This window comes from Bacillus sp. VA13, from assembly GCF_055710085.1.
In genome coordinates this window covers 72,325-99,160 of the sequence record NZ_JBVQPP010000005.1, presented here as the reverse complement: position 1 = coordinate 99,160, position 26,836 = coordinate 72,325, and the positions used below count along the sequence as shown (strand labels likewise).

Genomic DNA, 26,836 nt, shown 5'->3' with positions numbered 1-26,836 from the left:
ATAGGCGTCATTTTCCGTTCATGATTGTACAATAGCTGTAGCAGTTAAATAGGAGGTATATCATGAATAAAAAAATCGCGATCGTAACAGGAGCGTCAAAAGGCTTTGGTCAGCTGGCAGCCGTAAAGCTCGCCAAGTCATTTTTCGTGATTGCTACAACAAGACAGCCTGAGAAAGCTGAACAGCTTCGGGAATTGGCCGCAGCACACAATGTGGCTGATTCTATTCACATTACCGCTCTCGACGTCACAGATGAGCAATCCATAGCCTCATTCGGAAAAGCCATTAGCGCTTACGGTCCTATTGATCTTCTCGTCAACAACGCCGGAACGGCTTACGGAGGATTTGTCGAGGATGTGCCGATGGAACATTTCAGACAACAATTTGAAACGAATGTCTTCGGAGTGATCCATGTGACAAAAACCGTTCTGCCTTACATAAGAAAGCATAGCGGAGCAAAGATTATAAACGTGAGCAGCATCAGCGGTCTGACCGGATTCCCTGCGATGTCGCCTTATGCATCTTCCAAGCATGCATTGGAGGGTTTTTCTGAGAGCCTGCGTGTGGAGCTGCTTCCGTTCGGTATCCAAACCGCTTTGATCGAGCCAGGCTCATACAAGACATCGATCTGGTCCACATCATTATCAAATTATATGTCGGTGCCTGCTGACGATTCAGCTTATCATCAATACTATAAAAAGATCCTTTCCTACGTTGAAAAAAACGCAGATGAAAGCGGAGATCCCCAAGAGGTTGCCGACCTCATTTATCAATTGGCAACAAAACAGCACGTAAAGAAATTGCGATACCCGATCGGAAAAGGCATCAAGCTTACCTTGTTATTCCGATCGCTTTTTCCCTGGTCTGCGTGGGAATCTATCCTGAAGAAAAAACTATTCAGTTCATCTAAATTATAATTATTATAATTTAGTATTGATTTTTAATTAATACGTGGTATAATTAAATTAACAGATCACAAGGAGGACGTAACTTATGAAAACTGAAAACGCAAAAACAAATCAAACATTAGTTGAGAATTCAATGAACACACAATTATCAAACTGGTTCCTTTTATACTCTAAGCTCCACCGTTTCCATTGGTATGTAAAAGGGCCGCATTTCTTTACATTGCATGAGAAATTTGAAGAACTGTATGACCATGCGGCTGAAACAGTCGATACCATTGCTGAACGCCTGCTGGCGATCGGCGGACAGCCTGTTGCCACATTGAAAGAATACACTGAGCATGCGTCTATCACAGACGGCGGAAACGAAACATCAGCGTCAGAAATGGTACAAGCATTGGTAAACGACTACAAACAAATCAGCAGCGAATCTAAATTCGTGATCGGCCTGGCTGAAGAAAATCAAGATAATGCGACAGCGGACTTGTTTGTCGGATTAATTGATGAAGTTGAAAAACAAGTGTGGATGCTTTCCGCTTATTTAGGATAAAAAAAGCTGAACCCTTTTCGGGTTCAGCTTTTTGATTACCGCTTAGCTTGAGCTGCTTTCTGTCTGCTTGGTCAGTGTCACGTTTAGCGTTTTCGTTTTTCCGTTCCGCAGCACTTGAATTGTCGTTTTATCTCCGACTTTCAAGTCTTTGTATAGGATCTGACGAATATCCGCGCTGCTTTCCACGTCTTTACCGTTTAGTTTGACAATGACATCCTCAGATTTGATGCCGGCTTTTGCCGCAGGTGAATTTCCTTGAACTCCTTTTACATAAACACCTTTTCCTAATTGATCTCCAAACATGCCGAGTGTATTTTCCTGATACGTTTCAGGAACTTGAGACATATCAATCATTTGCACGCCTAAAAACGGACGGTCTACCTTCCCGTTTTCCAGCAGCTGGTCAACAATGGGTTCGACATCATTGCTTGGGATCGCAAATCCAAGTGACTCCACGCCGCTTTCGCTCACCTTCAAACTGTTGATGCCGATGACCTGGCCGCTTGCATTGATTAACGGGCCTCCGCTGTTCCCCGGGTTGATCGCTGCGTCAGTTTGCAGCACGTTCATTTCCACCGTACCTTGTGTTGTATCCACATCAATCGTCCGGTTCAGTCCGCTGATGATGCCTTGTGTCACCGTACCGGAAAACTGCTGTCCGAGCGGATTTCCAATAGCGATGACCTTTTCGCCTGTGCGCAGCTGTGAAGAGTCACCGAAGCTCGCCACTTTTTTGACGTTCTTGCTGCTGATTTCCAGAACAGCCAAATCCGTTATCGTATCGCTGCCGACCAGCTTGGCAGTCTCCGTTTCTCCGTTGTAAAGCGTGACAGTCAATTTATTTGCGCCTTCAACGACATGGTTGTTTGTAATGATATACGCTTTATTGCTGTCTTTTTTGAAAATGACGCCTGACCCCGTTCCGCTTTCACTTTCTGAGCTGGAGCCGCCTCCCGTGCCGAATGTGTTATTTTGCGAGGTTTGGATATTTGAGATTCCCACAATCGTCGGCTCTAAATCCTCCACCATATCAGCGACGTTTGAAGCGTTCGTTATCGGTGTCGTTTTAAAATTACCTGACTGCACCTGTTTATTTGCAGAAACGGCCTCGGTCGCCTGATCTTGGTCTGATGGCAGATAAGGCGCGATGCCGAGCATCAGGCCCCCGCCGATAATCCCGCCTAAAATCGGGCTAAGCCATGCGGCTCTCCGTTTCTTTTCTTTTTTCACAGCCGTTTCTGTCTTTTCCATTTCTAAAGAAGAAGCTGTTTCTTGTTTTCCCGCTTCATACGAAACCGGCTCGTCAAGCAATTCCTGTTCGGGATGTTCAATCAGCTGCCGGTTTTCTGTATTCTGATGTTCTGTATGTGAAGATTCTGTTTGATGTTGATCGTTTTGGTCATCACGTCGATAATCCATGTTCTTACACTCCTTTAACGGTTTTTCATTTATCGTTACATATTCATCGCATGTACAAGTTCAATTGTCCCAATAATGAGGAGAAAAGCAAAGCATCAAAATAGAATATGTTTGATCATCCTACATCTTCCTCGCTCTTTTTCTCTTCCTTTCTTCCCTTATACATATCATAAACAAACATTGTGGGATAAAAATGAAAAGAATATGTGAAATTATGAAAATTGCCTGCCGTATGTTAAAACTAGTTTATAATGACGTTGAAAGGATGTGAAGAGCCTTGTCATACACCATTTATCTAGTTGAAGATGAGGATAACCTGAATGAACTGCTGACGAAGTATTTAGAGAATGAGGGCTGGAACATTACATCTTTTACGAAAGGTGAAGACGCCAGAAAGAAAATGACGCCGTCTCCCCACCTGTGGATTCTCGATATCATGCTGCCGGATACCGACGGCTATACATTAATAAAAGAAATCAAAGCGAAAGATCCTGACGTACCGGTCATTTTTATTTCCGCCCGTGATGCAGATATTGACAGAGTGCTTGGCTTAGAGCTTGGCAGCAATGACTACATTTCAAAGCCGTTTCTGCCGCGGGAGCTGATCATACGTGTGCAAAAACTGCTGCAGCTCGTTTATAAGGAAGCTCCGCCTGTACAAAAAAATGAAATCGCCGTCTCCTCGTATCGGGTCGCTGAAGACGCTCGCGAGGTCTATGATGAAAACGGAAATATCATCAATTTGACGTCGAAGGAATTTGATCTGCTGCTATTATTTATCCATCATAAAGGACATCCATACTCACGTGAGGATATTCTCGTAAAAGTATGGGGGCATGACTACTTCGGAACAGACCGGGTCGTTGATGACCTCGTCCGGAGACTGCGCAAAAAGATGCCTGAATTGAAGGTGGAGACGATTTACGGGTTCGGCTACAGGATGATGACATCATGAAAAACAAGCCGCTCTCGTTTCAAATATGGGTTGTCATATCCGGCATTCTGTTAGGGATATCCCTTTTACTGCTTGTGTTATTTTCAAACACACTGCGCGATTTCTTCACCAATGAAACGTATACGACGATTGAAAATGAGCAGCATGTTCTGACGGAATACCGCCTGCCGGGTTCAATTGAACGGCGCTATTACAGCGAAGAAGCCACGGCACCGACAACCGTTCGATCCGTACAGCACGTGCTTCTGCCTGAAAATGAAGATGCTTCTTCAGACAGGGATTTAAGCATTCTCTCGTCTTCGTTTATCCATAAAGTGTACAAGCTGGCCGATAAACAGGAGGCCAAAAAGAAACGGTATAGCGCCGACGTCAATGGAGAGAAAGTGTTTTTTGTCATTAAAAAGGGGCTTTCCGTCAATGGGCAATCAGCTATGATGCTCTCTTACGCGCTTGATTCTTATCGGGACGATCTGGCCTATACCCTGTTCAAACAGCTTCTGTTTATTATAGCTGTTGTCATTTTATTAAGCTGGATTCCGGCCATTTGGCTTGCGAAGTATTTATCAAGGCCTCTCGTGTCATTTGAAAAGCACGTCAAACGGATTTCCGAACAGGATTGGGATGACCCAGTGATAGTGGATCGGAAAGATGAGATCGGCAAATTGGGCCATACCATCGAAGAGATGCGCCAAAAGCTTGTGCAAAAGGACGAAACAGAAAGAACCCTATTGCAAAATATCTCTCACGATTTGAAAACGCCGGTTATGGTCATCAGAGGCTATACGCAATCGATTAAAGACGGAATTTTCCCTAAAGGAGATCTTGAAAATACAGTAGATGTCATTGAAGGCGAAGCTCTTAAGCTGGAGAAGAAAATAAAGGATTTATTATATTTAACGAAGCTGGATTATTTAGCGAAGCAAAAAGTGCAGCACGACATGTTCAGTATCGTAGAAGTGACAGAAGAAGTCATCGAAAGACTGAAGTGGGCGCGGAAAGAATTATTGTGGGAAATTGATGTAGAAGAAGACATTCTGATGCCGGGCGATCCGGAGCAATGGAACAAACTCCTTGAAAATATTCTGGAAAATCAAATCCGCTATGCTGAGACAAAGATAGAAATCAGCATGAAACAAGATGATCGGAATATTGTGATCACCATTAAAAATGACGGACCGCATATTGAAGATGAGATGCTCTCCAGCCTCTATGAGCCTTTTAATAAAGGGAAGAAAGGCGAATTCGGCATTGGTCTAAGCATCGTAAAACGAATTTTAACTCTTCATAAGGCGTCTATCTCAATTGAAAATGACAAAACGGGTGTAACATACCGCATAGCAGTGCCAAAATAGACTGTAGATGTTTTTGCAGTCTATTTTTTTATGTGAAAGAATAGCCGTTAAAATCTCTATAATTTGTTTTGAGCGGCTGTTTGCATTGATGAACCCATTTTTTCTCTGACAAGGTCTGCTTCGGATATTTGACTTTCTCCACTTTAATTCCTCTGTTTCGCAAGCGGCTGATCATTTCGTCCAATTCTCTCATTCTAGATTCACCCTTTCGCTTGAGCTTTGACCATTCGGTCATCTCAATTTATAATATAAATAATACATGATAAAAAAACAAGTTACAATAAGGTTAATTTTATAACAGAAGGTGTGACTATATGGTCATATCCTGTGCAGGCCTCCGGGCTCCGAAAGGGTGGAACCATTGAAGGAAAAAGAAAAGCTGATTATTGAAACAGCCTTAAAACTATTTGCCCAAAAAGGATACAACTCAACATCAGTTCAGGAAATCGCAAAAGAATGCAAAATATCTAAAGGCGCTTTTTATATTTATTTTCCTTCGAAAGAAGCGCTTCTTCTGTCTATGCTGAACTACTATTATGATAAAACGTTTACCCGAATTTTAAATATTAAAACGAAGGGCGACAGCCCCAGAACGGCTTACCGCAAACAGCTGAGCGTGCTCTATGAAAACATCCTTGAACACAAGGATTTTATCGGCATGCAGATGAAGGAAGGTTCTCTGCCTTACACGGAGGAAGTGGAGCAATGCGCCAAAAAAATCCGCCAGTCCTCACTTCAATTTCATATCGACAGCCTGCTGAACATTTACGGAAAAAAAGCGGAACCGTATACTGCAGAGCTTTGTTTTTTAATAGAGGGCATCAGCCAGATTTACCTGGAATGCATGATTTTGTTCGGCTATAATGTGAAGCCGGATCAATTAGCCGATATCATTATTAATAGAATTGATGATATGGTAAAAGGCATGTCTGAACGAAACGATAAGCCTTTCATCACATTGGAAGAGGCAAGCTCTTTATTTGGGCCTCTTACGCACGGACGGCCTGATCCGCTGACTGAATCGATTGTGAAAAGCCTTCGTGACAAAATTAACAGCTTAAACACAAACTCCTCTCTTGAATTATCGGAGAGCTTGGACATACTTGAAGCAGAAATGAAGAAAAAAACACCGAAGCTGGCGATCATAAAAGGAATGATCCATAACCTGACGGAGTCTGAAGCTCTCGCCAAAGATGCGGAGCAGCTTAAATATCTATTAAAACAGCAACATATTTAGAAGAACGGCTGCTTAAAAAGCAGCCGTTTTTCTTTCTCTTACGCCTTTGGTTTTACCATATCTTCCGGCTTAACCATTTCGTTAAATTGCTCCTCTGTCAGCAATTCAAGCTTCAAAGCCGCTTCTTTCAGCGTCAATCCCTCTTTATGGGCGAGCTTGGCGATTTTCGCCGCGTTTTCATATCCAATATGCGGGTTCAGCGCCGTAACAAGCATTAATGAATTTGACAGGTTTTCTTGGATGGTTTCTTTGTCAGGCTCAATACCGACAGCACATTTATCATGGAATGAATTCATGCCGTCACTCAGCAGCTGCACAGATTGCAGGAAGTTGTAAATGATAACAGGCTTAAACACGTTCAGTTCAAAGTTCCCCTGACTCGCCGCAAAGCCGATTGTCGCATCGTTCCCCATGATTTGCGCTGCGATCATTGTCAATGCTTCACTTTGTGTCGGGTTGACTTTACCAGGCATAATGGAGCTGCCCGGCTCATTTTCAGGAATGACGATCTCCCCGATGCCGCAACGAGGCCCGCTTGCAAGCCATCTGACATCGTTCGCGATTTTCATTAAGTCAGCCGCAAGCGCTTTTAATGCGCCATGCGCATAAGTGATTTCATCATGGCTTGTCAGCGCGTGGAATTTATTCGGCGAGCTGCTGAACGTTTGGCCGGTCAGTTTTGTGATCTCTTCTGAGACAAGCTCTCCAAACTCTGGATGAGCGTTGATCCCCGTTCCGACAGCCGTTCCACCGATTGCAAGCGCACGCATTTTATCTGTCGCTTCCAATATCATTTCCTTCGAACGGTCCAGCATGTAAACCCATCCGCTGATTTCCTGTCCAAGCGTCAGAGGCGTAGCATCCTGAAGGTGCGTGCGTCCGATTTTGACAATATCATTGTATGCTTTCGCTTTTTCATCCAATGTATTGCGAAGCTGGTCAAGCGCAGGCACTAGCTGCTCGTAAACAGCCAAAACAGCGGCAACATGCATCGCAGTCGGGAATGTGTCGTTTGAGCTTTGGCTGCGGTTCACATCATCATTTGGATGAATCGTTTGATCTGAGTTCTTTTCTTTTAATAAAGCAGTCGCGCGGTTGGCTACCACTTCGTTCATGTTCATATTGCTTTGTGTGCCGCTTCCGGTCTGCCATACGACAAGCGGGAAGTTGTCATCGTATTTGCCTTTGAGCACATCATCACAAACCGCTGCAATCGCTTCCGCTTTTTCTGCATCCAGATTGCCAAGGCGTTTATTAGCGAGAGCTGTGCTTCGTTTTAATATTGCAAACGCCTTCACAACACGCATCGGCATTTTTTCAGAACCGATCTTAAAGTTCTCCTTGCTTCGCTGTGTTTGGGCGCCCCAAAATTTATCAGCAGGAACTTTTACTTCTCCCATGGTGTCTCGTTCAATTCTGTATTCCATTTATGTATCCCTCCATAACGGTTGCTTCAATAGATCATAATTCGCCAGTGGTACAAAAAATCCTTTTTATTTTTCGATCTTGGCAGATTTTAATTTTAATTCAAGATATACGCGGGAATCCTTTGAATATTTGTACTTCGGATTCGTCCTGCCGTACTCCTTTGATGTATAAGAGACGTCATAATGCTTTTCAAATGATTTGATGAGCTGTTCTATTTCTTCTTGTTTTCCAGCAAGCCTTACCTGTGCCACTTTGTATCCTCCGCTTTCATAAAAAACTTACACCATAAAATACTCTAACACAGTATATCATTTTTTTAACAGGAAAAGATAACCTCTACTAAGGTTTTGGATAAGAGGTGACCTTGTTGGAACAAACAGAGTTTAAGGAATATATACACGATAATTTAGCATTGGTGCTTCCAAAATTAAAAGAAAACGATGATCTGGTGAAAAATAAAAAAATGCTCTCCAACGGTCTTGTTTTTTACTATCTCTATTTTAGTGAACTGAATGATCAGAAGAAGGTTGCAGAATCGATTAAAACCTTAATCAAAGATGAAGAGACCCTCACGCTTGACCAAGTCAAAAAACGCCTTGACCAGCTTGACGCAAGACCCGTTGAAACAGCAGAAAAAACGGTCGAGGAGATTCTCAGCGGAAATTGTGCTGTATTTGTCAACGGTTTGGACAAAGCCTACATCCTGTCCACAGAAAAGAAAAAAACAAGAAGCCTGGCAGAGCCGACAACAGAAAAAGTGGTTCGCGGACCAAAAGTTGCGTTTGTAGAGGATATCGATACAAATATGGCTCTGATTAGACAACGGACCCCCCATCCAAAACTCATTACAAAAAAAATCATGATCGGCAAAAACAAGCTGAAGTCGGCGGCCATTATGTACATTGAGGGCAAAGCAAAAAAGTCCGTCATAAAAGAAGTAAAAGCGCGGCTTAAAAATGTTCAACTCGAGGATATCCAGGACAGCGGAACGCTTGAGGAGCTCATTGAAGATAATAAATATTCGCCGTTTCCGCAGATTCAAAATACGGAAAGACCCGATAAGGTATCGTCGGCCCTGTTTAACGGCCGTGTGGCGATTTTGGTCGACAGTTCACCATTTGTGCTGCTGGTGCCGGTTTCTCTCGGTGTCCTGATGCAGTCCCCGGATGACTACTATGAACGCTGGATTTCAGCATCTCTTATCCGGTCGCTGCGGTTTGCTTCTATCTTCATTACCTTGTTTTTGTCATCGATTTATATTGCACTCGTTTCCTTCCATCAGGGGCTGCTGCCGACCGCGCTCGCCGTCACGATTTCGGCAAACAGGGAAAACGTGCCGTTTCCGCCGATATTTGAAGCCCTGCTGATGGAAGTAACCATCGAGCTGCTCAGAGAAGCCGGGCTGCGTCTTCCAAACCCGCTCGGCCAGACAATCGGGCTCGTTGGTGGCGTTGTCATCGGACAGGCGGCTGTAGAGGCGAATCTCGTCAGTTCGATTATGGTCATCGTTGTCAGCGTCATTGCCCTTGCATCCTTTACCGTTCCTCAATACGGAATGGGTCTGTCTTTTCGGGTCCTGCGTTTTATTTCGATGTTTTCCGCTGCTATTCTTGGGCTGTACGGGATTATTTTGTTTATGCTTGTCATTTATACGCACTTAACGAGACAAACGAGCTTTGGATCTCCTTATTTTTCGCCAAACGGATTCTTCAGCCTGAAAAACAAGGAGGATTCCATTATCCGTCTCCCAATTAAAAACAAACCAAAAGAGGCGAATAATCCAAATGAGCCAAAAACAGACTCCACTAAAACTTAATACCTTTCAAGGTATATCTATTGTTGCAAATACGATGCTTGGGGCCGGTCTTTTAACATTGCCGCGAGCGCTGACCAGTAAGGCTAATACTCCTGACGGCTGGATCGTGCTGATATTAGAAGGTATCATTTTTATCTTTTTTATTTATTTAAACACGCTCATTCAGAAGAAACATCAATACCCCTCTCTGTTTGAGTATTTGCAGGAAGGGCTTGGTAAATGGATCGGTAGCATTCTCGGCCTTTTGGTCAGCTGCTATTTTATCGGAGTGGCCAGCTTTGAAACCAGGGCAATGGCTGAAATGGTAAAGTTTTTCCTGCTGGAGAGGACGCCGATTCAGATCATTATTTTAACGTTTATATGCTGTGGCATCTATTTAATTGTTGGGGGGTTAAGTGATGTATCGCGGCTGTTTCCCTTTTATTTAATGATAACGATTATTATTTTGCTTGTTGTATTTGGGATCAGTTTTAAAATTTTTGACATCAATAATTTGCGCCCTGTTTTAGGTGAGGGCCTTGGACCCGTTGCAAACTCCCTTACTGTCGTTTCCATCTCTTTTTTAGGAATGGAAGTGATGCTGTTTCTTCCTGAACATATGAAGAAAAAGAAATACACATTCAGATACGCGGCTGTCGGCTTTTCGATCCCGATTATTTTATATATCCTGACGTATATCATCGTTGTTGGGGCTTTGACCGCTCCTGAGGTAAAAACGCTGATCTGGCCGACGATTTCTCTCTTTCAGTCCTTTGAGCTCAAAGGAATATTCATTGAAAGGTTTGAATCGTTTTTACTGGTCGTCTGGATCATTCAATTTTTTACAACTTTTGTCATTTACGGGTATTTTGCCGCTAACGGGCTGAAGAAGACGTTTGGATTATCGACTAAAAAAAGCATGGTGATCATCGGTGCGGCTGTCTATTATTTTTCTTTATGGCCGGATGACTCTAATCAGGTCATGATGTACAGCGATTATCTCGGATACATTTTCGTCTGCCTGTTTCTGCTTCCCTTCATTCTCTTTTTCATTGTCGCTCTCAAAAGGAGGATTACAGCAAAATGAAAATCCGGATTTTATGTATGTTCATATGCACCCTATTACTGGCCGGATGCTGGGACAGCCGGAATATTGAGGAATTAAGCTTGGTGATCGGAGTAGGTCTAGACAAGCCTGATGATAAAAATTTAGAACTGACACAGCAGATTCTCGTCCCGAAAAAAATCAGCTCCAAGGAAGGCTCTTCATCTGACCCGACACAGCTTGCTATCACAAAGGGGGAAACTGTCCATCAAATGATGAGAACATCTGCATTAAAACATAACCCTACGTTTTCACAGCATTTGCGTCTCATTCTGCTTTCCAAGAGCGTGATTGCGGATCATATTGGAATGGACGCGATCATTAACCAGTTTGTCAGAGACAACGGAACAAGGAGGAGTTCGTACGTCTTTGTCACCGATGGCAGAACTAAGGATATATTTAAAATGAATGATCAAGGCGAGCCCGCATCCAATGTAATTTATGATCTGACAGAGAATAATGCGGTAACGATCAGAATGATGGAACCTGTTACATTGGGGGAGATCTCAGAACACTTGACCTCTGACGATTCGTTCCTCATCCCTCATGTCGGTAAGGAAAACGGCAAACTCGCAATAAACGGTGCTGCTATCATCAAAAATAAATTATGGGACCGGAATTTAACACCGGTTGAGGTTCAAAATATCAACTTATTTACAGGCACTGTCGAGGGAGGCGTCATTGATATGAGGCATAATGGCAATCTTTTTTCTTATGAAGTGTACTCCAGCAATCGCAAGATCAAGACAGACTACAAGGACGGAACGTTCAAATTCACCGTCACACGCAATATTGAAGGCCGTTTATCAGAGGACTGGAATCCGAATGAAGATTCATTTAAGGATTCATATATCAAAGATATTGAAAAGACAGTCGAAAAACGATTACACAAAACAGTAACAGCATTTATTACAGGCAAACTGCAGAAAGATATCAAAGCAGATGTCACCGGGCTGGGAAACGAGGTCAGAATTCATTATCCTCAAAAGTGGAAAAAGATTGCAAGAAAATGGGATGATGATTATTTCAGCAATGCGGAAATAGACTACCGGGTCAATGTGGTTGTCAGAGACTTCGGGACGAAAGGCGCAAACAAATAGCAGACGCCTATTTCACGAGGTGATTTCGGTGTGCGTACACCGCCGCCTGCGTCCGGTCACTGACATCCAGTTTTGATAAAATATTGGTGATATGGGTTTTGACTGTTTTAATGGTGATAAACAGTTCCTCGCCTATTTCTTTGTTTGTTTTTCCTTCTGCGATCAGGCAGAGAATTTCGAGCTCCCGTTTCGTAAGTGATTCATGCGGGAGCGCGTTTTCACCTGTGTGGCGCAGCCGGAATAATACTTTTCCCGCCACTTTTGATTCGAGCTTTGGCTCTCCCTTGCTTGCGGCGCGGATGGCATCGGCGATTTCCGCAGCTTTTGAGGTTTTCAATAGATAGCTGAGCGCACCAGCTTCAATGACCGGATACACTTTGTCATCATCAATGAAGCTTGTGAGCACTATAATTTTCGGATCTGGAAGCTCCCGGCAAATTTGCTTTGTGGCTTCAATGCCATCCATGCCCTCCATGACAAGATCCATTAAAATGACATCTGGCGACAGTTCCGCAGCAAGCCGCACGCCTTCGCTGCCGTCAGACGCTTCGCCGATGACTTCAATATCGGGCTGTGCCTCCAAAAAAGCCGCGAGCCCCATTCTGACCATTTCATGATCATCAATCAATAATACTCGAATCACGTTCGTTCTCTCCTTTTTCTTCCGGGAAAATCGGAACCTTCACTTCGATTTGTGTGCCTTTTCCTTCTACTGAAATCACTTCGGCGACCCCACCGATTTCGCTTGCACGTTCTTTCATAGAGTTCAAGCCGTATGAGGATGCTTTCACCTGATCATTTTTAAAGCCTTTTCCATTATCAATCACCTTTAGCCGGAGCTGATTGTTCTTTACGCCCAGAATCACGGATACTTTTGAGGCTTTTGAATGTCTAAATACATTCGAAAGGGCCTCCTGAACGATCCTGAACAAATGATCTTCCATCCCCTTAGATATCGGCGTGTCCTGAATATCCCACTCAATATCAAGCGGCTGTTTCTTCCGGAACTCGTCCAAAAGCTCCGTAAGCCCCTCTTTCAGTCCTTTTCCTTCAAGGGTAACAGGCCTTAAATGGAGCAGCAGCGCCCTCATTTCATTTTGGGCTTCACCTGCCATATGCTCGACCAGCTGGATCCGCTTGACCGTTTTATCATCAGCATCCTTGACATGTTCCAACACAGCTGATGTCATCATTGATATTGCAAAGAGCTGTTGGCTGACTGCATCATGAAGATCTCTTGCCAATCGCTGGCGTTCTTCTGAGATGACTGACTTCTTCATTTGCGCCTGCCATTCCGCACGTTCATTTGAAAGTTTTTGCAAGGAAGCGACTTGAAGCTCCACGCGCTTCGCCATTTCATTCAGCTGATCGGCGGCCAGGCCGATTTCATCATCTCCAAGCGGGGGTATTCGATAAGCGAAATTACCGTTTTCAAAGATTAAAATCGATTCGACTAATGTATCAACCCTTGTCTTCAGCCGGTTGCCGTACATATACCCTGAGGCAAAACCAACCGTCACACTGATCAGAAGCAATATCAGGATAAACGGAATTCCGAACCAGCTTGATGACAGCAAAACAAGCGGATCGAGCCGATAATAAAACATCATAAAGGAAATCAAACAGGCAAAAAGGAGCAGGCTGATTCCCGTTGTCATGCGGATGGCGCGCCACTGAAGGCTGGCAAGCAGTTTTTTTCTCATACGTACTTCACATCCACATCACCGATAAATAAGGAAACGGACACTTTGACTCGGCGCTTTGACTCGCTGAAATCGGATGACGCGGCATATACCTTCGTGCTTAATCCGCTTTTCTTCGAGCCAATCAGATTGATATCTCCGATAAAAACAGCCGAGCTGACAGCCACTTCAAGGTCTGATGGCACATAAATATCAACGTTTCCAATGACTCCGCTAATGACGATTGTACTTTCTCCCTCGGGAATCATCGCTTTAGACAAGTCGATTTTGATATCACCGATAAAACCAGAGACATTTAAATCATTCAGGTCAAACGGCTGCTTCATCATTTGCAGCTCTCCGATAAAAAAGCTGCGCATGTCAGGATGTTTCTCATCTTTTGGCGGCTCATGCCGTTCTTTTTTAGTGAGATCGATCCGTTTTTCATTCGATTCAAATATTGGCTTTCCTTTGACAAGCCTGTAGCCGGCGTAAATCAGAAATGCGGCAAACGCATAGCCGAATAAATTAAAGGTGATGCTGAAGAGGTTTTTCAAGAATAGAAATGCGGCAAAGATGTACATGACGGAACCGAGCCAATCACGGGAATATCTTTTCAAGAAATAGCCGGCAATCAGAAAAAAGAGCGGCCAAAACAGCAGATCGCCTATTCCGATAATTTGCAAAAACATGCTGACGCCGAATAAAGCAATGATAAATCCGAGAAGCTGTTTTTTTGTCATTCCTGGTGTCCGCCTCCTTTCTTCTGCCTGGTGCTACCGTATCGTTAGATCCCCGCTGTCCGTTTTGATATCGATTTGATGCCGGCCGCTTCCTTGCAAGCCTGTGATTTGATGATGTTCTTTATGTGCTGTATCAGCAAATGAATACGGCGAACTAACCTCTCCGCTCGTTGATTTTGCGTTGACTGTAAAGCTGCCATTTTGGGGAAGGCTCAAATCCGCATCACCGCTTGTCAGTGTGACAGATAAAGGACCCGTTACCTTTTTCGATGCAGCATCTAGGTTTCCTGAAGTCATCCTTACATCAAGAGAGCCTGATACATCAGCCAGATTTGCGTCTCCTGAAGCTAAGTCAATGCCGGTTGTTTTGGAGATGGTGTTTGAAATGGTAACATCTCCGGATGACCCCTTTACTTTCAGGTCTTTAAGGCGGACGTCCGTCACTCTCATATTTCCGCTCGCAGATACTGCGTTCAGCCCGGAAAGCACAAGATGATGATTCCCGTCCACTGACACGTCACCACTTGAGGTTCGCACCGTCAGATGCCCTTTATACTCATATGGAATCCGGACAATAAGGGAAGAGCGATTAAACCCATTCAAAAATTGAAATTCTTTTTCCTTTGTGGTCAGCTCCAGTTTTCTTCTGTTTTCAGTAACAAATAACTTTCCTGAGTCTCCTGAAATGCCTGCCGATATGTCATTTCGCTCTTCTGCTATGATCTGGACATCCTTGTTATCTGACTCAATGACTACGCTGTCGATGTCTCGCGGCGATGCGCTGGCTGAATCGGCTTCTGTGCCGTTTACGAAACCCAAGCCTGCAGCAAACACGTCTTTTACGACGACGGCGAAAAATATAAGAATACCGGCAGTGATCAACAGTTTGCCCAGCATTTTTTTCATTCGATTTCATCCTTCTCATTCATTCTATTATAAAGGAAAAGCCTGTGAATTGATACGTGCGGAAGGGAAGGACTTGACCGCAAATCCTTCCCCGTTCCGCTTATTCATTTGCTGCATGTGATGTCTGATCTGTTTTTTGCAGTGAGAGCGCCCGCATTTTTTCAATCTCCGCTTCCACATCGTCTGCAAATTCTTTGCGCGTGAGTTCTGTGCCGGCTTCCGCTGACTTTGAATAATTCGCGCGGATTTCCATTTCTTCAATACGGTTTTCAATACGCAAAAATTCACGATACGCGCTTTCGCTGTCAATTTTGTCAAATGTCGTATTCATATGCTCTTTTGCTTTCGCGGCATTTGCCCGGGCAATCAGCGCCTGCTTTTTATCCTTTACGTCCTGTAGCTTTGTTTCAAGTGCAGCCAGCTGTTCTTTCAGATCAGCCAGCTGACTGTTCGCTTGTTCATAGGACGTTTTATGTTCAGCCGCCTTCTCTTCTAAATACTTCATTTCAGTCAGCGCCTTTTTCGCCAGCTCTTCTTCGCCTGCGTCAAATGCGAGCTGTGCCTGATTTTGGCGTTTTCCAGCCATTTCAGCTGCTTCTTCATATTTTTTCTTAAATTGATAGGCAATCGTGTGCTGTTTCACAATTGTTTGTTTTGCTTTTGCAATGTCGCTTTCCATATCACGGACATATTGATTCAGCATCACCTTTGGGTTCTCCATTTTATCAAGACCTTCATGAACTGACGCAACAAACATGTCTCTCATTCTTTTTAATACCATACCTGATTCCTCCTAATATGCTGATATTATTTTTTCTTCAAAAATTCTTCCCATTCGTCATCAAAGTGAGATTGGTAGGCAGCCGAAGCCGGTTCAGGATCAAAAGATGACACACCGTTATCAGCTGATCCGTTTTTCATGAGCTTCCAGCCGTAATACACCATAGCGGCCGCCAGCGCAATTCCGACGACAAACGGAAGTGAACAGATGAGCATGATCGCTCCGATACCGCCCAAGATGATTCCTGTGATCGTTTTCCCTGCGGCAAATCTTTTCATTCCTGCGTATGTCATCAAGCTCCCTATGGCGAGCGGGATGATAAAGCCGAAGCTTCCTCCTCCAAAAAAGACGGAGATCCCAAATACAATTAATAAGAATCCGCCTATTGTTTTCTTGTTTATCTTCATGCAGATCCTCCTTTCGTTTTCCTTGTCTTCATCTTAAACAAATTGGCAATTGCGCAAAACGAATCAGAGATTGATTTTTATATAAGACCGGAGTCGTATCTCGTGCCGGACCTATGGACACAAAAAAACACCATGCACGAGGCATGGCGTTTAAGATTGTTGACAAAATTCTAAAACGGTTTATAGTTTTAGGATTTTGTCATCCTTTCAGCGTGATTGAAAACCCTTGAAGTTTAGGAAAGGCGAGCATCGGAGCACAGCGAATGTTGGAATTCGCGAGCACCGAAGCGCAGGCTTGACAACGAATGTGAGGGTTTGTCTACACGCTGAAACACCATGCACGGGGCATGGCGTTTCAAAACCCTTTACAGATGAACACTTGCTTCCCTTTCTTTGATCAGGTCGGACCGTTCTGCTTTAGCCAGCTTTGTGAACAGCAAAATGCCAATACCCGCAATAATTTCGACAACCCCTCCGACAGCGATCACAGTTCCTGAGCCAAAAGCGTTTGCAGCATACCCGCAAATGACAGCTCCGGCAGGTATGGAAATATTAGAGATCATATGTATAACGGCATATACCTGCGGCTGATCCTCACTATCCACAGAGGTCTGGATAATCGTGTACTCTGGAACATTAACAGCACTGACTGCGGCGCCAAAGGTAAACGCAGCGAGAAAGACGAGCGGCAAAAAGGTATTCATACCGGTAATAAAGAAAGCGAATCCTTCAATAATGCCGGCAGTTACGAATAACAGGCCGTATCTGTTTACTTTGACTTTCGCCAGCACAAATCCCAATAAAAACGCGCCTGCGGCGGTGGTGGCCTTTAAAAGCGAGTAAACGATCGGCTGGCCATTTAAATCTTCCGCAACGTAAACTGCTGAGAGCGCTTCCCAAGGGGCAGCCGCGAAATTCATAAAGATACAATAAATGGCGAGTGGATATAAAATTTGATGTCTTCTCACGAGCGTAAAACCGCGTTTCAGTCTGCCGGTATATGTGCCTCTCTGCGTAACGACAGCAGACTCTGATTGGGATTCAACCGCAGTGTACTTAATAAAAAGGACGAGAAAACCAGAAACCAAATAGAGAAAAAGTGCGATAAGCATTGTATAAGAAGGGCTGATAAATGTAAGAAAAGCGCCGCATAACGTGACAGCTCCGAGCCGGACAATTTGAGCGGAGGATTGCAGCACGGCGTTTGCTTTTTGAATGCCCTGTTCATTTACGATTTGGGGAATTAAAGCTATGGAGGCGGGATTGTAGGCAGCCCCTGTAGCAGAATGGACAATCATAAGTGTCATGACAAACCACAGCGGAGAGAAGCCCGCAAAATGACAAAGAGGAATAATCAAGACAATCGCAGCCCTTGTCAGATCTGAAAAGTACATCCAAAATTTCAGCGTATTCTGTTTCATGAAAGGACCCGTCACAGGCGCCAGCACAGCTTCCGGCAAAAAAGTAACAGCAATCAATAAAGCAGTGCCGATCGCACCTTTACCGTCATAAATTAAAAACCATAATATCGAATTAAATGCGAACATATCGCCGGATATCTTGACTATTCTTGAGAAAAAAAGATAATTGAAATTTCTCTTCCAGATGCTATCACTTTCAATTAAATTCACCATCTATCAGAGCCCCCCACTGCCTATTTTTTACATCTATTTGTTACAATATCTCATTTTCCCACTTTTCAGTCAATAATTCATAAGGTTCATTTTTTGTCGTAAAATGGGAGATTGACAGAATGAAAAACAAAAAAGCCGGCATGTAGAGAACACGCCGGCTTTCATTTTCTTTTTTTATGATTCGCTGCTGTTTTAGTCCCGAAACACAATAGCACTTCTTTCATATTCCACGTCTCCAATGCCGCTTCTCACATTCACAACCCGTGCGGCAGCAAAGAAATAATCGGAAAGACGATTGAGATAACGCAGCACTGTTTCATGAATCTCCTCCGATTTCATCAGCGCCACCACTCGGCGTTCCGCCCGCCTTGTTATGGCGCGCGCCGCATGGAGAAGCGAAGCACCCTTCGAGCCGCCTGGAAGAATAAATTTCTTTAGTTCCGGCGCTTCTGATGTATAGGCATCAATGCGCGTTTCTAAAAAGGAAACGGATTCTTCCGTTAGTTTATAGTCTTTTCTTTCTGTGACAATTGCCAGATCGCCTCCGCAGTCAAACAGCTCATGCTGGATGATCAGCAGCTCGGCTGTCAAATCTTCAAAGCCGGGCTGCCCGGAAAGCTCTGCCAAAGCTAGCCCGACAAAGCTATTCAGCTCGTCAATCGTGCCGTAACTTTCAATGCGGAGGCTGTCCTTGTCCGTTCTGCCTCCGACTAAGCTCGTTTGTCCCTTATCGCCTGTTTTGGTATATAGTTTCATTTTGTTCTCCTCCCTTTATCACTTGTCCCTATAGTATACCCTGTTTTAACAGCGGCATAGAGCTGTTACATCTGTTTCATTTTGAAACATAAAGTCCTTGCATCATCATTACAAAAAAGTATTGTTGAATAAAGAAACACTAGCTTTTATAATTTAAATGTAAACGCTTTATTCAAAGAAGGTGGGATGGGGATGGAATTTTACAAAAAAACGGCCATTATCACCGGTGCAAGCCGCGGCATCGGCAGAGCCATTGCGGAGACGCTTGCGGATAAAGGAGCAAATGTCGTCATCAATGGGACAAACGAAGAATTGCTCAAGTCCATGTGCACAGAATTGAATACTGAGAGAAAGTGCGCTTCTTATGTTGCTGGTGATGCAAGTTTGCCAGAAACAGCCTCGCTTCTCATAGCTGAGGCAAAACAGCAGTTTGGGCAGATCGATATTTTGGTCAACAATGCCGGCATCAATTTGCGCAAAACAACTGTTGATACGTCGCTTGAAGAGTGGAAAAGAGTGATAGATTTGAATTTAACCGGTATTTTCCTCATGTGTCAGGCCGTCATCCCAGAAATGACCGCGCAGGGCGGCGGAAAAATCGTAAACATGAGCTCAACTACCAGCAAAACACCGCATCACAACGCCTCTCCTGCTTATGGTGCATCGAAAGCAGGCATCAACTATTTAACGATGCATTTGGCAAAGGAGCTTGCTGCACACCGCATTCATGTCAACGCTGTCTGCCCGGGACCGATTGAAACGGATATGAGCAAGCAGTGGAGCGAGGAGTATCGTGCAGCAGTCGTCGAACGGATTCCGCTGAAAATGATCGGCTCACCCGAGCATGTCGCAAACGTTGTCGCCTTCCTAGCCTCTGACAAATCTGACTTTATGACGGGCGAAACGATTAATATTAACGGCGGCACCTACATGAACTAAAAAAAGAGCTATTTTATGAGACGACTCTTAAATTTGAGGATTCTCATGAGGCTGAGGCATGAGTCCGGTATGGAATCGGACTCATGCCGTTTTGTCTTATTCGTTTTTGATTGTAGTCTCACTTTCGTTTATGCAGATAAGATCGCCTTGATCTTATCTGCACTTAAAAATGCGCTAAAAGAAAAGCACCTCCAAATTTGAAATTTGGAGGTGCTCGTTTATGATAGAAGGCTCTTCTTTTTATGCATGCCGATTACGCGTTCCAGACAGCATGATTGCCTGTCTCACCGCTTCTTCTAAACTCGCGGGATCGGCTTTGCCTGTTCCTGCAATATCAAAAGCTGTTCCGTGGTCAACACTCGTACGGATAATTGGCAGGCCGACTGTAATGTTCACCCCGGCTTCAAGACCGAGCACCTTAATCGGTCCGTGTCCCTGATCATGATACATCGCCACCACCATATCAAAATCGCCTCTCACTGCTCTAAAGAATAGCGTGTCAGCAGGCAGCGGGCCGAATGCCTGTATACCTTCACTTTGCGCGCGTTCAACGGCAGGGACAATTTTCTCTTCTTCTTCTCCATGTCCAAACAAACCATTCTCACCGGCGTGAGGGTTAATACCGCATACCGCGATTTTAGGCTGTGGTATGCCTGAGCGAATGAGCGTATCATGCGCCAATTGTATTGTCGTGTATACCCGTTTCGCATCAATGAGATGAATGGCGTCAAGCAGACCGACATGGGTTGTGACATGCACCACCTTCAGGTTCGGTGCAGCCAGCATCATCGCATAGTCCTTTGTTTGCGTCAATTCCGCTAAAATTTCGGTATGGCCCGGGTACATGTGCCCCGCCTTATGGAGGGCTTCTTTATTTAAAGGCGCTGTACAAATGCCGTCAATCTGATTCTCGTTGGCAAGGGCAATCGCCTTTTCAAGATAGCGGAACGCTGCGTTTCCCGCTTCAGCCGATACTTCTCCCACTCTCAGTTCATCGGTTAGCAACTGAAGGTCCAGGCAAGGAATGACGCCGGGCTTTACATCTGCCGCCTCTTCCGGTTCGTTGATTTTTACAATGTCTGCATCTGAGCCAATGAACGTCTTTGCTCTGCTTAAAATGCTGTAATCCCCAATGACAAACAATGTCCCGTTTTCATGCAAATTGGTTTGCTCAAATGCCTTGATGATAATTTCCGGGCCGACACCGGCCGCATCCCCCATCGTCAACGCAATGATTGGTTTTGCCATCTGTCTTCCTCCTCTACATTTCTCAGCACCTCAACGGCTCTTAGAACAGAATCGGTTTGACCATATGCGCCCGCCTTTGTCACCGCATATATATCTGCGTTGAGCAGCTTGCCGAGCGGTATCCCCGCTTCAATTTCACCCAGCAGTTGAATGCCGTCTGCGCCAAGCTCGTTGCAAATCGCGCGCGCAGTGTCTCCTCCTGTCAACACAAGGCGTTTTAATCCTGTCAACTTGACGATTTCACTCGTGACTGCACCAAGAAATAGTGAGAGCTTTTCGCCTACAGCCTGCCGGTCAAGCCCTTGTTTTCTCCCAAGAGCGATGATGCGCTGTACGGTTTCCGGCTTCGCATCAGTATAAAGCAGAACATCTTTCCCTTGATGAACCACCACTTGATCGATCGCGCGCTTATGCTCCCATGCTTCACATCCATTCAATACGTTCAGCGGATTGATGCGCACGTCAAGGAGGTCACGCTGCTCTCTTACATATGCTAGCTGTCTATTTGTTGTGTTCGATGCACTGCCAGATACGATCATTACCGGTTCATTCCGCTTGCCTGTCTGCAATGCCCTCTTTCTGACATGCTGGGCAAGTGCACCGGCCAGTCCGGCAGCGCCGACCCATAAAACGGACTGCCCGCTGTTCATAAACACTTGCACGATGCGGCGCAGATCCTCATTTGTTTCTGCATCGCAGACAAACCATTCATGTCCTTGGGTTTTCCACGCTTTAAGGTCTTGTTGTATTTGCTCATCAGGTTTGTGAAGCTGTTTGATGCCTATCGTTTTTGGCTGTATATTCGTCTGCCCGAAAAGCAAATCAGCGATCCGCGATTCGGCAACCGGTGTTTTCGGATCAACGGCTGCTTCAGTTTCATGAACAGGCAGGCCATTGACATAATGCATGCCATCCACAGTAATCCGCCTCGCATCAGGAAAAGCAGGGGCGATGACTGCTACATCAAAACGCCCCAGATCCATCAGCGCCTTGATTTCGATCCCGATGTTTCCCCTTAATGTGGAGTCAATTTTCTTTAAAAAAAGGTGTGATTCAAGGCGGGCGAACGGATGCGATGCTGAACTGACTTCTTTGTAAGCCTCGCTCGGCGACACACCGCGCGTGTCCGTATCTAAAATCATGACATCTTCTTTTATATCCCCTGGATTTGCACCAGACCGGTCAAAAAGAACAGCGGCGCTCATTCCTGCTTTAACAAACTGAACGCCTGTGTCATTAGCACCCGTTAAATCGTCGGCGACAATCAATATTTTTTGGCTGATGTTTGCTCCTTTTTTGCATCGTATGTTTGTCATATCGACACCTCGGTCTCATGCTATTCTTTTAGTTTTCTCCACAAGGTGGTGCGGTTGATATTCAATCGCTTCGCTGCTTTGGATTGGTTCATATTCTCCTCTTGCAGCACCGCTTGAATGATGCGCCGTTCGATGTCCTCAAGCGTCCCTTCAGTATAGCCCTTTAAGCTCTCTTCCTTTTTCTCATTGGACAGACGGTCAAGCTGCGGCGCGGCTTCAGCCAATGTGATATATCCGCTTTTCACCGTCAGCGCAAGTTCCTCAAGTACTCGCTTAAACTGCCGAACATTCTCCCGAAATGTCCGATTGCGAAACGCGTCCATCACCTCAGGCGCAAGTCCGACCACTTGTGTGCCATAAACTGAATTAAATTCAGCAATAAACAGTCTGCTCATGTCCTCCATGTCTTCCACCCGCTCTGACAACGACGGGACATAAAGCGTCAATCCTTGTAAACAACTGTATAAATCAGGGTCAAATCGCCCTGCTTTCATTTCTTCACATAAATCGGCAGAGGAAGAGGCGAGCCAGCGTATTTGCTGATCCGGCTTCATCCATTGCAAGGCGAGATCATGCTGGACTTCAAGCGGCAGATGCTCGACATGCCGAAGAAAAATCGTCCCGTTTTGAACAGCCGGAAGGGCCTTCAGCAATGAGGTCTCTTTCACCTTGCTGCAATGAATGGTCATAAACGTATGCTGCCGCCGAGGGCTCATTTGATGAATCGCTAAGGCGAGGTCTGATTTCCCCGTTCCTTCCTCTCCGTACAGCAAAATAGGTTTATGCGTCTGGCTGAATGCCTGCGCTTGCTGAACGGTGTCCCTCATAGAACTGCTTTGTTGTGTAAATGATGAGAATGGATGCAATGAATGGACGGGCGCCGCAAACGACCATACAGGATGGTTACGATCATCGCGTGATGACGACGATTGTTCAATGGCAATCAACAACTCTCCTTTTGAAAGAAAGGAACCTTTCATATGCCAGACAACTTCTCCTGTTTCTAATTGAAAATACCCGCTTAGTTTGCCTTCTCTTATTGACTGTACGGCAAAAGCCAGCTCATCCCACCATTCATTGACAGCGGCGGCGGGTGCTATAGGCTCAAGAAGACCTTCTTTCATCCAATTTTTTACCATTTTGTTTACAAAGCGGACCCGGCTGTTATCATCAATGACGAGCATCCCTTTTTCTTCCTGATCAATCATGTCTCTAAACATCCGCTGCTCCTCGGATGCCTCCTTAAAGAGCCGGTACATTTGCTTTGCAGTGTGAAACGCTTCCTTAACCGATTCACGGCCGGACGTGATCAGCATGCTTTGCATGCCTAGCTCCTTTGCCGCTTTATCAGTAATCACATCTCCTAATACGATTTGTGTCCCCTGCTGTTGAATGTCCCTCAGCAGATCCCATACTTCCATTTCTTCTTTAATCGTATATAAATCAACTTCTATTCCAAAAAGCTCGCTGATGGTGCGAACCCCCTGGGTAATATTCTCAAAGCCAACGACGGCTGCTTTCCCTTGATAATCTTTAATGAGTGTCAACGCCCGCAGCAGATCATACCCGGAAACAGGGATATCTACGACAGGGATGCGCACGTGTTTTTGAATGAGCGAGGCTGTACCGCCGCGGCTCATCATGATATCGATCCCCTGTGATACCGCTTGCTCTGCAATCGCGACGCCGGAGCGCAAATCGCCGACCTCCAACTGAAATTGAATATCTTGTTCTTCCTTCGCGAGCTCTGTCAATAAATCCCCTAAACCTTTATATGGCGCAATGCCAAGCACTTTAATTTTCATGAAAATGGACCCCCTCTTTCATTCTCCCTCAGGTCAATGAGACAGTGAGGGAGTCCGTTCAAACATTGGGACAGCCCCTCGAACTTAAATTATAAATGATGCGATATAGGGATACAATTCATTCTGTCCAGTGCGGTGCGCCCGTTCAAACGGCTTTATTCTTGATCGGCCGAGGCCCACATTTGCGGTACGCGTACATATTTAATTGCCTGACGGTAATACGTAAAGGCAATATGCAGGTCGCCGTCTTTCCCCTGCTTGATCGATGGATAAGAAAACTCGCGGTTGAGCTTGTCTTTTGAGTTGTTCGTCATCGCATACCCGTCGCCGACTTCAATATTTCTTTTGACAGGCCATGTGACACCGCCATCATGTGAAAGCGCCAGTGTCATCGGCGCCCTCGGCGCTCCCCAGAAGGCTGGACGCGCTTCTGTGTCTACACCTGTTCTTGTATCATCCTCATCCTCAATTTCATCGTATAGAGATGCTCTTCTTTCGGTCGTTTCATTCGCTTTCATATGATTGTATACGAGAGCGAGCGTCCCATCTTGAAGCGCTGTAAATTGAATGGAAGAGTTGTTGTTCGGCAGCTCCGTCGGCTCAGGCTCTGACCAGGTGCGGCCGTTGTCAATAGAGCGGCTCGCATAAATCGAGTCTGCAAAACGGCTCCTAAACAGCGCAAGCAATGTCCCGTCATGCAGTTTTTCAATATTCATATGAACACAGCCCATGCTGCCCGGCACCTTCACTTCCTCCCACGTCTTGCCTTTATCAGATGAAATTTTCACCGCGCTGATGTCACGGTTTCCAGTCCATTTCACATCCGCCAAGGTGATGCAGTAAAAGACGGGAAGCAGCCAATCGCCGTTATCCAGGACAACGAGCGGCTGGCGGATAAAGGTGCCGGCTTCGCCAAACAATGTGTCAATGCCGCTCCATGTATGGCCTCTGTCATCCGATGTCCGGTATCTGACAATAGCTGTATCCTGATTACCGGACACCTGTGCCGTATACATGAGCCAGAGCCGGCCGGACGGCTCTTGGAAAAGCACAGGGTTTTGTTCGGAACGGGAAGGATCATCCGACAGCTTTTCTATCTGTGTCCACTCACTGCTCCCTTTTGCAAGCCTTGACATGTAAATCGATATATCCGCAATGCCTTCCTGCGTACCCCCAAACCAGACACACAATAGATCACCATTGTCCAGCTCCAGCAAGTTGGCTGCATGGTTTTGCGGACAGTCTGTCGGCAAAAAAGCATCCTTTCTGGCCTCATCTGTTTCATTTTTTCTAATGCGCCCATCTATCAGCAAGGAAACTTCACTTTGTTTCATTACAATTCCTCCTTTACATTTGACTCTTTTTTCGCAGGCGAGCTGATCAGACGGTCTAATACGAGCACAACAAACGGAACAATGATGGCAATGTACATGTTATCAATGCCAAACGGATTGTCTAACAAATACCAGACCGTTGTCGCCATTCCGGAAAGCACCAGGCCTATGGTTGCCCCGCGGTTTGAATTAAAGTATGGCAAATAAAAACCCATCGCCGCCACAACGGCAATTGATGTACGAAGCGCCCTCGTAAAGAAAGAAAGCGTTAACAATTCTGGCGCCAATGCAACACCGAGCAACGGAATAAAACCGATGATAATGGATGCATATCTCGTAACTTTCATGCGCTGTTCCGGTGTCGGTTTTGCTTTAGGCACATAAAAGTCATCCATAATCAAAGTTGTTGTCGCAAGCGCAACAGTCGAGACGCCGACGAAAATGGACGCCACAAGCGATGTTGCCACAATGGCGCTCAGCACGGGATTCATTTGTTGCATAAATACCGGGAATGCATAGATGGCATCAATGTCCGGGTACAAATACCGTGCGGCAACGCCGATGACTCCAATGGCAATCGCAAGCGGCAGACAAAGCAGTGCCGCATACAGCGTCGATCTCTTTGCCTCTTTCTCACTTTTCGATGAGGTAATGGCCTGAATAATAAACTGCGTTGCAAAAATCGCCCCCATATTGCCGATAAACCAAGCACCGATTGTCCCCCATCCGATACTGCCGTCCCATGTGAAGAAATGCTCGGGCAATTGCTGCGTCATCGGCTCCCAGCCTTTTGTCAAATAGAGTGCAACCCCTAATGTAATTAGAACCCCCACATATTTAACAAGAGAATGCAGAATCGTCACCCAGGCAACGCCCTTCATTCCTCCGAATGTAAAATAAAAGGTGCTGACAATCGCTGTAATGATGGCACACGTCATGAGCGGAAGACCTAAAATAGACGAAATCGCCGCCGATCCGCTTAAATAGTTCCCTAGATTCACTAGTAAAAGAGCCACAATCATAATAGTAGAAACGACAAGTTTGGTCGATCGGCCAAACTTGTCACTAATAATACCGGAAATCGTATATTGGCCTGTTTTATAAAATTTCCCTACTAAGAAGTAGGAAAAAATAAAAAACGCAATAGAGACCGTTACAATCGACCATGAAGCTGCCAAACCATGTGTATAAGCTGATTCAGCGGTCCCAATTGTCGATTTGGTGCCGATAAATTCACTCATTAGCAGAATGCCGACAACAATGGCCGGCAGTGTTTTGGCGGCATTGTTGAATTCCGCACTGGATTTACTGCGAAAGCGCATCGTCAGCCACGTCGTAAAAAGAATGTAAACCACAATCACTGCCAAAATAAATGTTATGACCGAACCGCTTAAGACATCCACCCAAACTCCCCCTTTGTTTGCAAGCCTCCTACAGGC

Annotated in this window: 26 protein-coding genes; 9 read left to right on the top strand and 17 right to left on the bottom strand. The window is 45.1% G+C overall.

Annotated elements, in window-relative coordinates:
* The first annotated feature begins 62 nt into the window (after nt 1–62).
* Both AC0C66_RS18080 and mrgA read left to right on the top strand, forming a co-directional pair.
* The gene (locus AC0C66_RS18080) at nt 63–917 is read left to right on the top strand and encodes an oxidoreductase (RefSeq protein ID WP_014115102.1); all 855 of its coding nucleotides are present in this window, start codon (nt 63–65) and stop codon (nt 915–917) included.
* A 76-nt stretch (nt 918–993) separates the two neighbouring features.
* Entirely contained in the window at nt 994–1,455 is a 462-nt protein-coding gene (gene mrgA / locus AC0C66_RS18075; RefSeq protein ID WP_003221689.1) for a metalloregulation DNA-binding stress protein MgrA, read from the top strand.
* Nucleotides 1,456–1,497: 42 nt separating this feature from the next.
* Here the strand turns inward: mrgA and htrB are convergent, their stop codons facing one another.
* Complete coding sequence (gene htrB / locus AC0C66_RS18070; protein ID WP_014115104.1) at nt 1,498–2,874, bottom strand: serine protease Do-like protein HtrB; 1,377 nt, start codon at nt 2,872–2,874, stop codon at nt 1,498–1,500.
* A 277-nt stretch (nt 2,875–3,151) separates the two neighbouring features.
* Here htrB and cssR point away from each other — a divergent pair, with 277 nt between their 5' ends.
* Together cssR and cssS are read left to right on the top strand one after the other, a co-directional pair.
* The gene (gene cssR, locus AC0C66_RS18065; protein WP_003221685.1) at nt 3,152–3,829 is read left to right on the top strand and encodes a two-component system response regulator CssR; all 678 of its coding nucleotides are present in this window, start codon (nt 3,152–3,154) and stop codon (nt 3,827–3,829) included.
* Nucleotides 3,826–5,181 carry a two-component system sensor histidine kinase CssS gene (cssS, locus tag AC0C66_RS18060; protein ID WP_061187964.1) on the top strand — a complete coding sequence of 452 codons (1,356 nt, stop codon included), beginning with the start codon at nt 3,826–3,828 and terminating at the stop codon, nt 5,179–5,181. The genes cssR and cssS overlap by 4 nt, the downstream gene beginning before the upstream one ends.
* Before the next feature lie 28 nt (nt 5,182–5,209).
* On the opposite strand, the gene spxO is transcribed toward cssS, so the two are convergent.
* Nucleotides 5,210–5,374, bottom strand: coding sequence for an anti-adapter protein SpxO (gene spxO / locus AC0C66_RS18055; RefSeq protein ID WP_003221681.1), 165 nt, complete (start codon nt 5,372–5,374; stop codon nt 5,210–5,212).
* A 168-nt stretch (nt 5,375–5,542) separates the two neighbouring features.
* Between spxO and AC0C66_RS18050 the strand changes: the two genes are divergently transcribed.
* Nucleotides 5,543–6,418, top strand: coding sequence for a TetR/AcrR family transcriptional regulator (locus AC0C66_RS18050; RefSeq protein ID WP_061187963.1), 876 nt, complete (start codon nt 5,543–5,545; stop codon nt 6,416–6,418).
* Nucleotides 6,419–6,456: 38 nt separating this feature from the next.
* Here AC0C66_RS18050 and fumC read toward each other — a convergent pair whose 3' ends face one another.
* Nucleotides 6,457–7,845 (bottom strand): class II fumarate hydratase, encoded by a 1,389-nt coding sequence (gene fumC, locus AC0C66_RS18045; RefSeq protein ID WP_014115108.1) that lies wholly within the window; start codon nt 7,843–7,845, stop codon nt 6,457–6,459.
* Between the two features lie 66 nt (nt 7,846–7,911).
* Nucleotides 7,912–8,097 (bottom strand): YvzF family protein, encoded by a 186-nt coding sequence (locus AC0C66_RS18040; RefSeq protein WP_014115109.1) that lies wholly within the window; start codon nt 8,095–8,097, stop codon nt 7,912–7,914.
* Between the two features lie 116 nt (nt 8,098–8,213).
* On the opposite strand from AC0C66_RS18040, the gene gerAA reads away from it, so the two are divergent.
* Genes gerAA through AC0C66_RS18025 form a run of 3 tightly spaced genes read left to right on the top strand, consistent with a single transcriptional unit; the run spans nt 8,214 to nt 11,846 of the window.
* A complete protein-coding gene (gerAA, locus tag AC0C66_RS18035) occupies nt 8,214–9,662 on the top strand; it encodes a spore germination receptor protein GerAA (protein ID WP_072183668.1) in 1,449 nt (482 codons plus the stop codon).
* Nucleotides 9,631–10,728: a spore germination protein gene (locus tag AC0C66_RS18030; protein WP_072183667.1), complete on the top strand. Its 1,098-nt coding sequence runs from the start codon at nt 9,631–9,633 to the stop codon at nt 10,726–10,728. The genes gerAA and AC0C66_RS18030 overlap by 32 nt, the downstream gene beginning before the upstream one ends.
* Nucleotides 10,725–11,846, top strand: a complete 1,122-nt coding sequence (locus AC0C66_RS18025) for a Ger(x)C family spore germination protein (RefSeq protein WP_072183666.1) — start codon at nt 10,725–10,727, stop codon at nt 11,844–11,846. The genes AC0C66_RS18030 and AC0C66_RS18025 overlap by 4 nt, the downstream gene beginning before the upstream one ends.
* 7 nt (nt 11,847–11,853) lie before the next feature.
* On the opposite strand, the gene liaR is transcribed toward AC0C66_RS18025, so the two are convergent.
* From liaR to AC0C66_RS17985, 8 genes are all read right to left on the bottom strand, one after another.
* Nucleotides 11,854–12,489 carry a two-component system response regulator LiaR gene (gene liaR, locus AC0C66_RS18020; protein ID WP_072183665.1) on the bottom strand — a complete coding sequence of 212 codons (636 nt, stop codon included), beginning with the start codon at nt 12,487–12,489 and terminating at the stop codon, nt 11,854–11,856.
* Nucleotides 12,467–13,549, bottom strand: a complete 1,083-nt coding sequence (gene liaS, locus AC0C66_RS18015) for a two-component system sensor histidine kinase LiaS (RefSeq protein ID WP_072183664.1) — start codon at nt 13,547–13,549, stop codon at nt 12,467–12,469. The genes liaR and liaS overlap by 23 nt, the downstream gene beginning before the upstream one ends.
* Nucleotides 13,546–14,271, bottom strand: coding sequence for a LiaRS two-component regulatory system accessory protein LiaF (gene liaF / locus AC0C66_RS18010; protein WP_088679738.1), 726 nt, complete (start codon nt 14,269–14,271; stop codon nt 13,546–13,548). Before liaF ends, liaS begins: the two co-directional genes overlap by 4 nt.
* A gap of 33 nt (nt 14,272–14,304) precedes the next feature.
* The gene (gene liaG, locus AC0C66_RS18005) at nt 14,305–15,177 is read right to left on the bottom strand and encodes a LiaG family protein (RefSeq protein ID WP_072181926.1); all 873 of its coding nucleotides are present in this window, start codon (nt 15,175–15,177) and stop codon (nt 14,305–14,307) included.
* A gap of 100 nt (nt 15,178–15,277) precedes the next feature.
* Nucleotides 15,278–15,958 (bottom strand): stress responsive protein LiaH, encoded by a 681-nt coding sequence (gene liaH / locus AC0C66_RS18000; protein ID WP_061187958.1) that lies wholly within the window; start codon nt 15,956–15,958, stop codon nt 15,278–15,280.
* Nucleotides 15,959–15,984: 26 nt separating this feature from the next.
* Nucleotides 15,985–16,365, bottom strand: coding sequence for a cell envelope stress-induced membrane anchor protein LiaI (liaI, locus tag AC0C66_RS17995; RefSeq protein WP_003221659.1), 381 nt, complete (start codon nt 16,363–16,365; stop codon nt 15,985–15,987).
* Nucleotides 16,366–16,730: 365 nt separating this feature from the next.
* Nucleotides 16,731–17,999, bottom strand: a complete 1,269-nt coding sequence (locus AC0C66_RS17990) for an MFS transporter (RefSeq protein WP_072181925.1) — start codon at nt 17,997–17,999, stop codon at nt 16,731–16,733.
* 192 nt (nt 18,000–18,191) lie between these two features.
* Nucleotides 18,192–18,755 (bottom strand): cob(I)yrinic acid a,c-diamide adenosyltransferase, encoded by a 564-nt coding sequence (locus AC0C66_RS17985; RefSeq protein WP_072181924.1) that lies wholly within the window; start codon nt 18,753–18,755, stop codon nt 18,192–18,194.
* Between the two features lie 192 nt (nt 18,756–18,947).
* Here AC0C66_RS17985 and AC0C66_RS17980 point away from each other — a divergent pair, with 192 nt between their 5' ends.
* On the top strand, nt 18,948–19,694 hold the full coding sequence (locus AC0C66_RS17980; RefSeq protein WP_072181923.1) for an SDR family NAD(P)-dependent oxidoreductase: 747 nt from the start codon (nt 18,948–18,950) through the stop codon (nt 19,692–19,694).
* A gap of 240 nt (nt 19,695–19,934) precedes the next feature.
* Here the strand turns inward: AC0C66_RS17980 and pdxA are convergent, their stop codons facing one another.
* The 5 genes from pdxA to AC0C66_RS17955 all read right to left on the bottom strand — a co-directional run bounded on the left by pdxA (nt 19,935) and on the right by AC0C66_RS17955 (nt 26,800).
* Entirely contained in the window at nt 19,935–20,942 is a 1,008-nt protein-coding gene (pdxA, locus tag AC0C66_RS17975) for a 4-hydroxythreonine-4-phosphate dehydrogenase PdxA (protein ID WP_072181922.1), read from the bottom strand.
* Complete coding sequence (locus tag AC0C66_RS17970; RefSeq protein ID WP_072181921.1) at nt 20,918–22,258, bottom strand: four-carbon acid sugar kinase family protein; 1,341 nt, start codon at nt 22,256–22,258, stop codon at nt 20,918–20,920. The genes pdxA and AC0C66_RS17970 overlap by 25 nt, the downstream gene beginning before the upstream one ends.
* A gap of 20 nt (nt 22,259–22,278) precedes the next feature.
* Nucleotides 22,279–24,063 (bottom strand): sigma-54-dependent Fis family transcriptional regulator, encoded by a 1,785-nt coding sequence (locus AC0C66_RS17965; protein WP_072181920.1) that lies wholly within the window; start codon nt 24,061–24,063, stop codon nt 22,279–22,281.
* Nucleotides 24,064–24,218: 155 nt separating this feature from the next.
* The gene (locus AC0C66_RS17960) at nt 24,219–25,397 is read right to left on the bottom strand and encodes a sialidase family protein (RefSeq protein WP_072181919.1); all 1,179 of its coding nucleotides are present in this window, start codon (nt 25,395–25,397) and stop codon (nt 24,219–24,221) included.
* Nucleotides 25,397–26,800 carry a sodium:solute symporter family protein gene (locus tag AC0C66_RS17955; RefSeq protein ID WP_019715691.1) on the bottom strand — a complete coding sequence of 468 codons (1,404 nt, stop codon included), beginning with the start codon at nt 26,798–26,800 and terminating at the stop codon, nt 25,397–25,399. The genes AC0C66_RS17960 and AC0C66_RS17955 overlap by 1 nt, the downstream gene beginning before the upstream one ends.
* Nucleotides 26,801–26,836 lie beyond the last annotated feature (36 nt).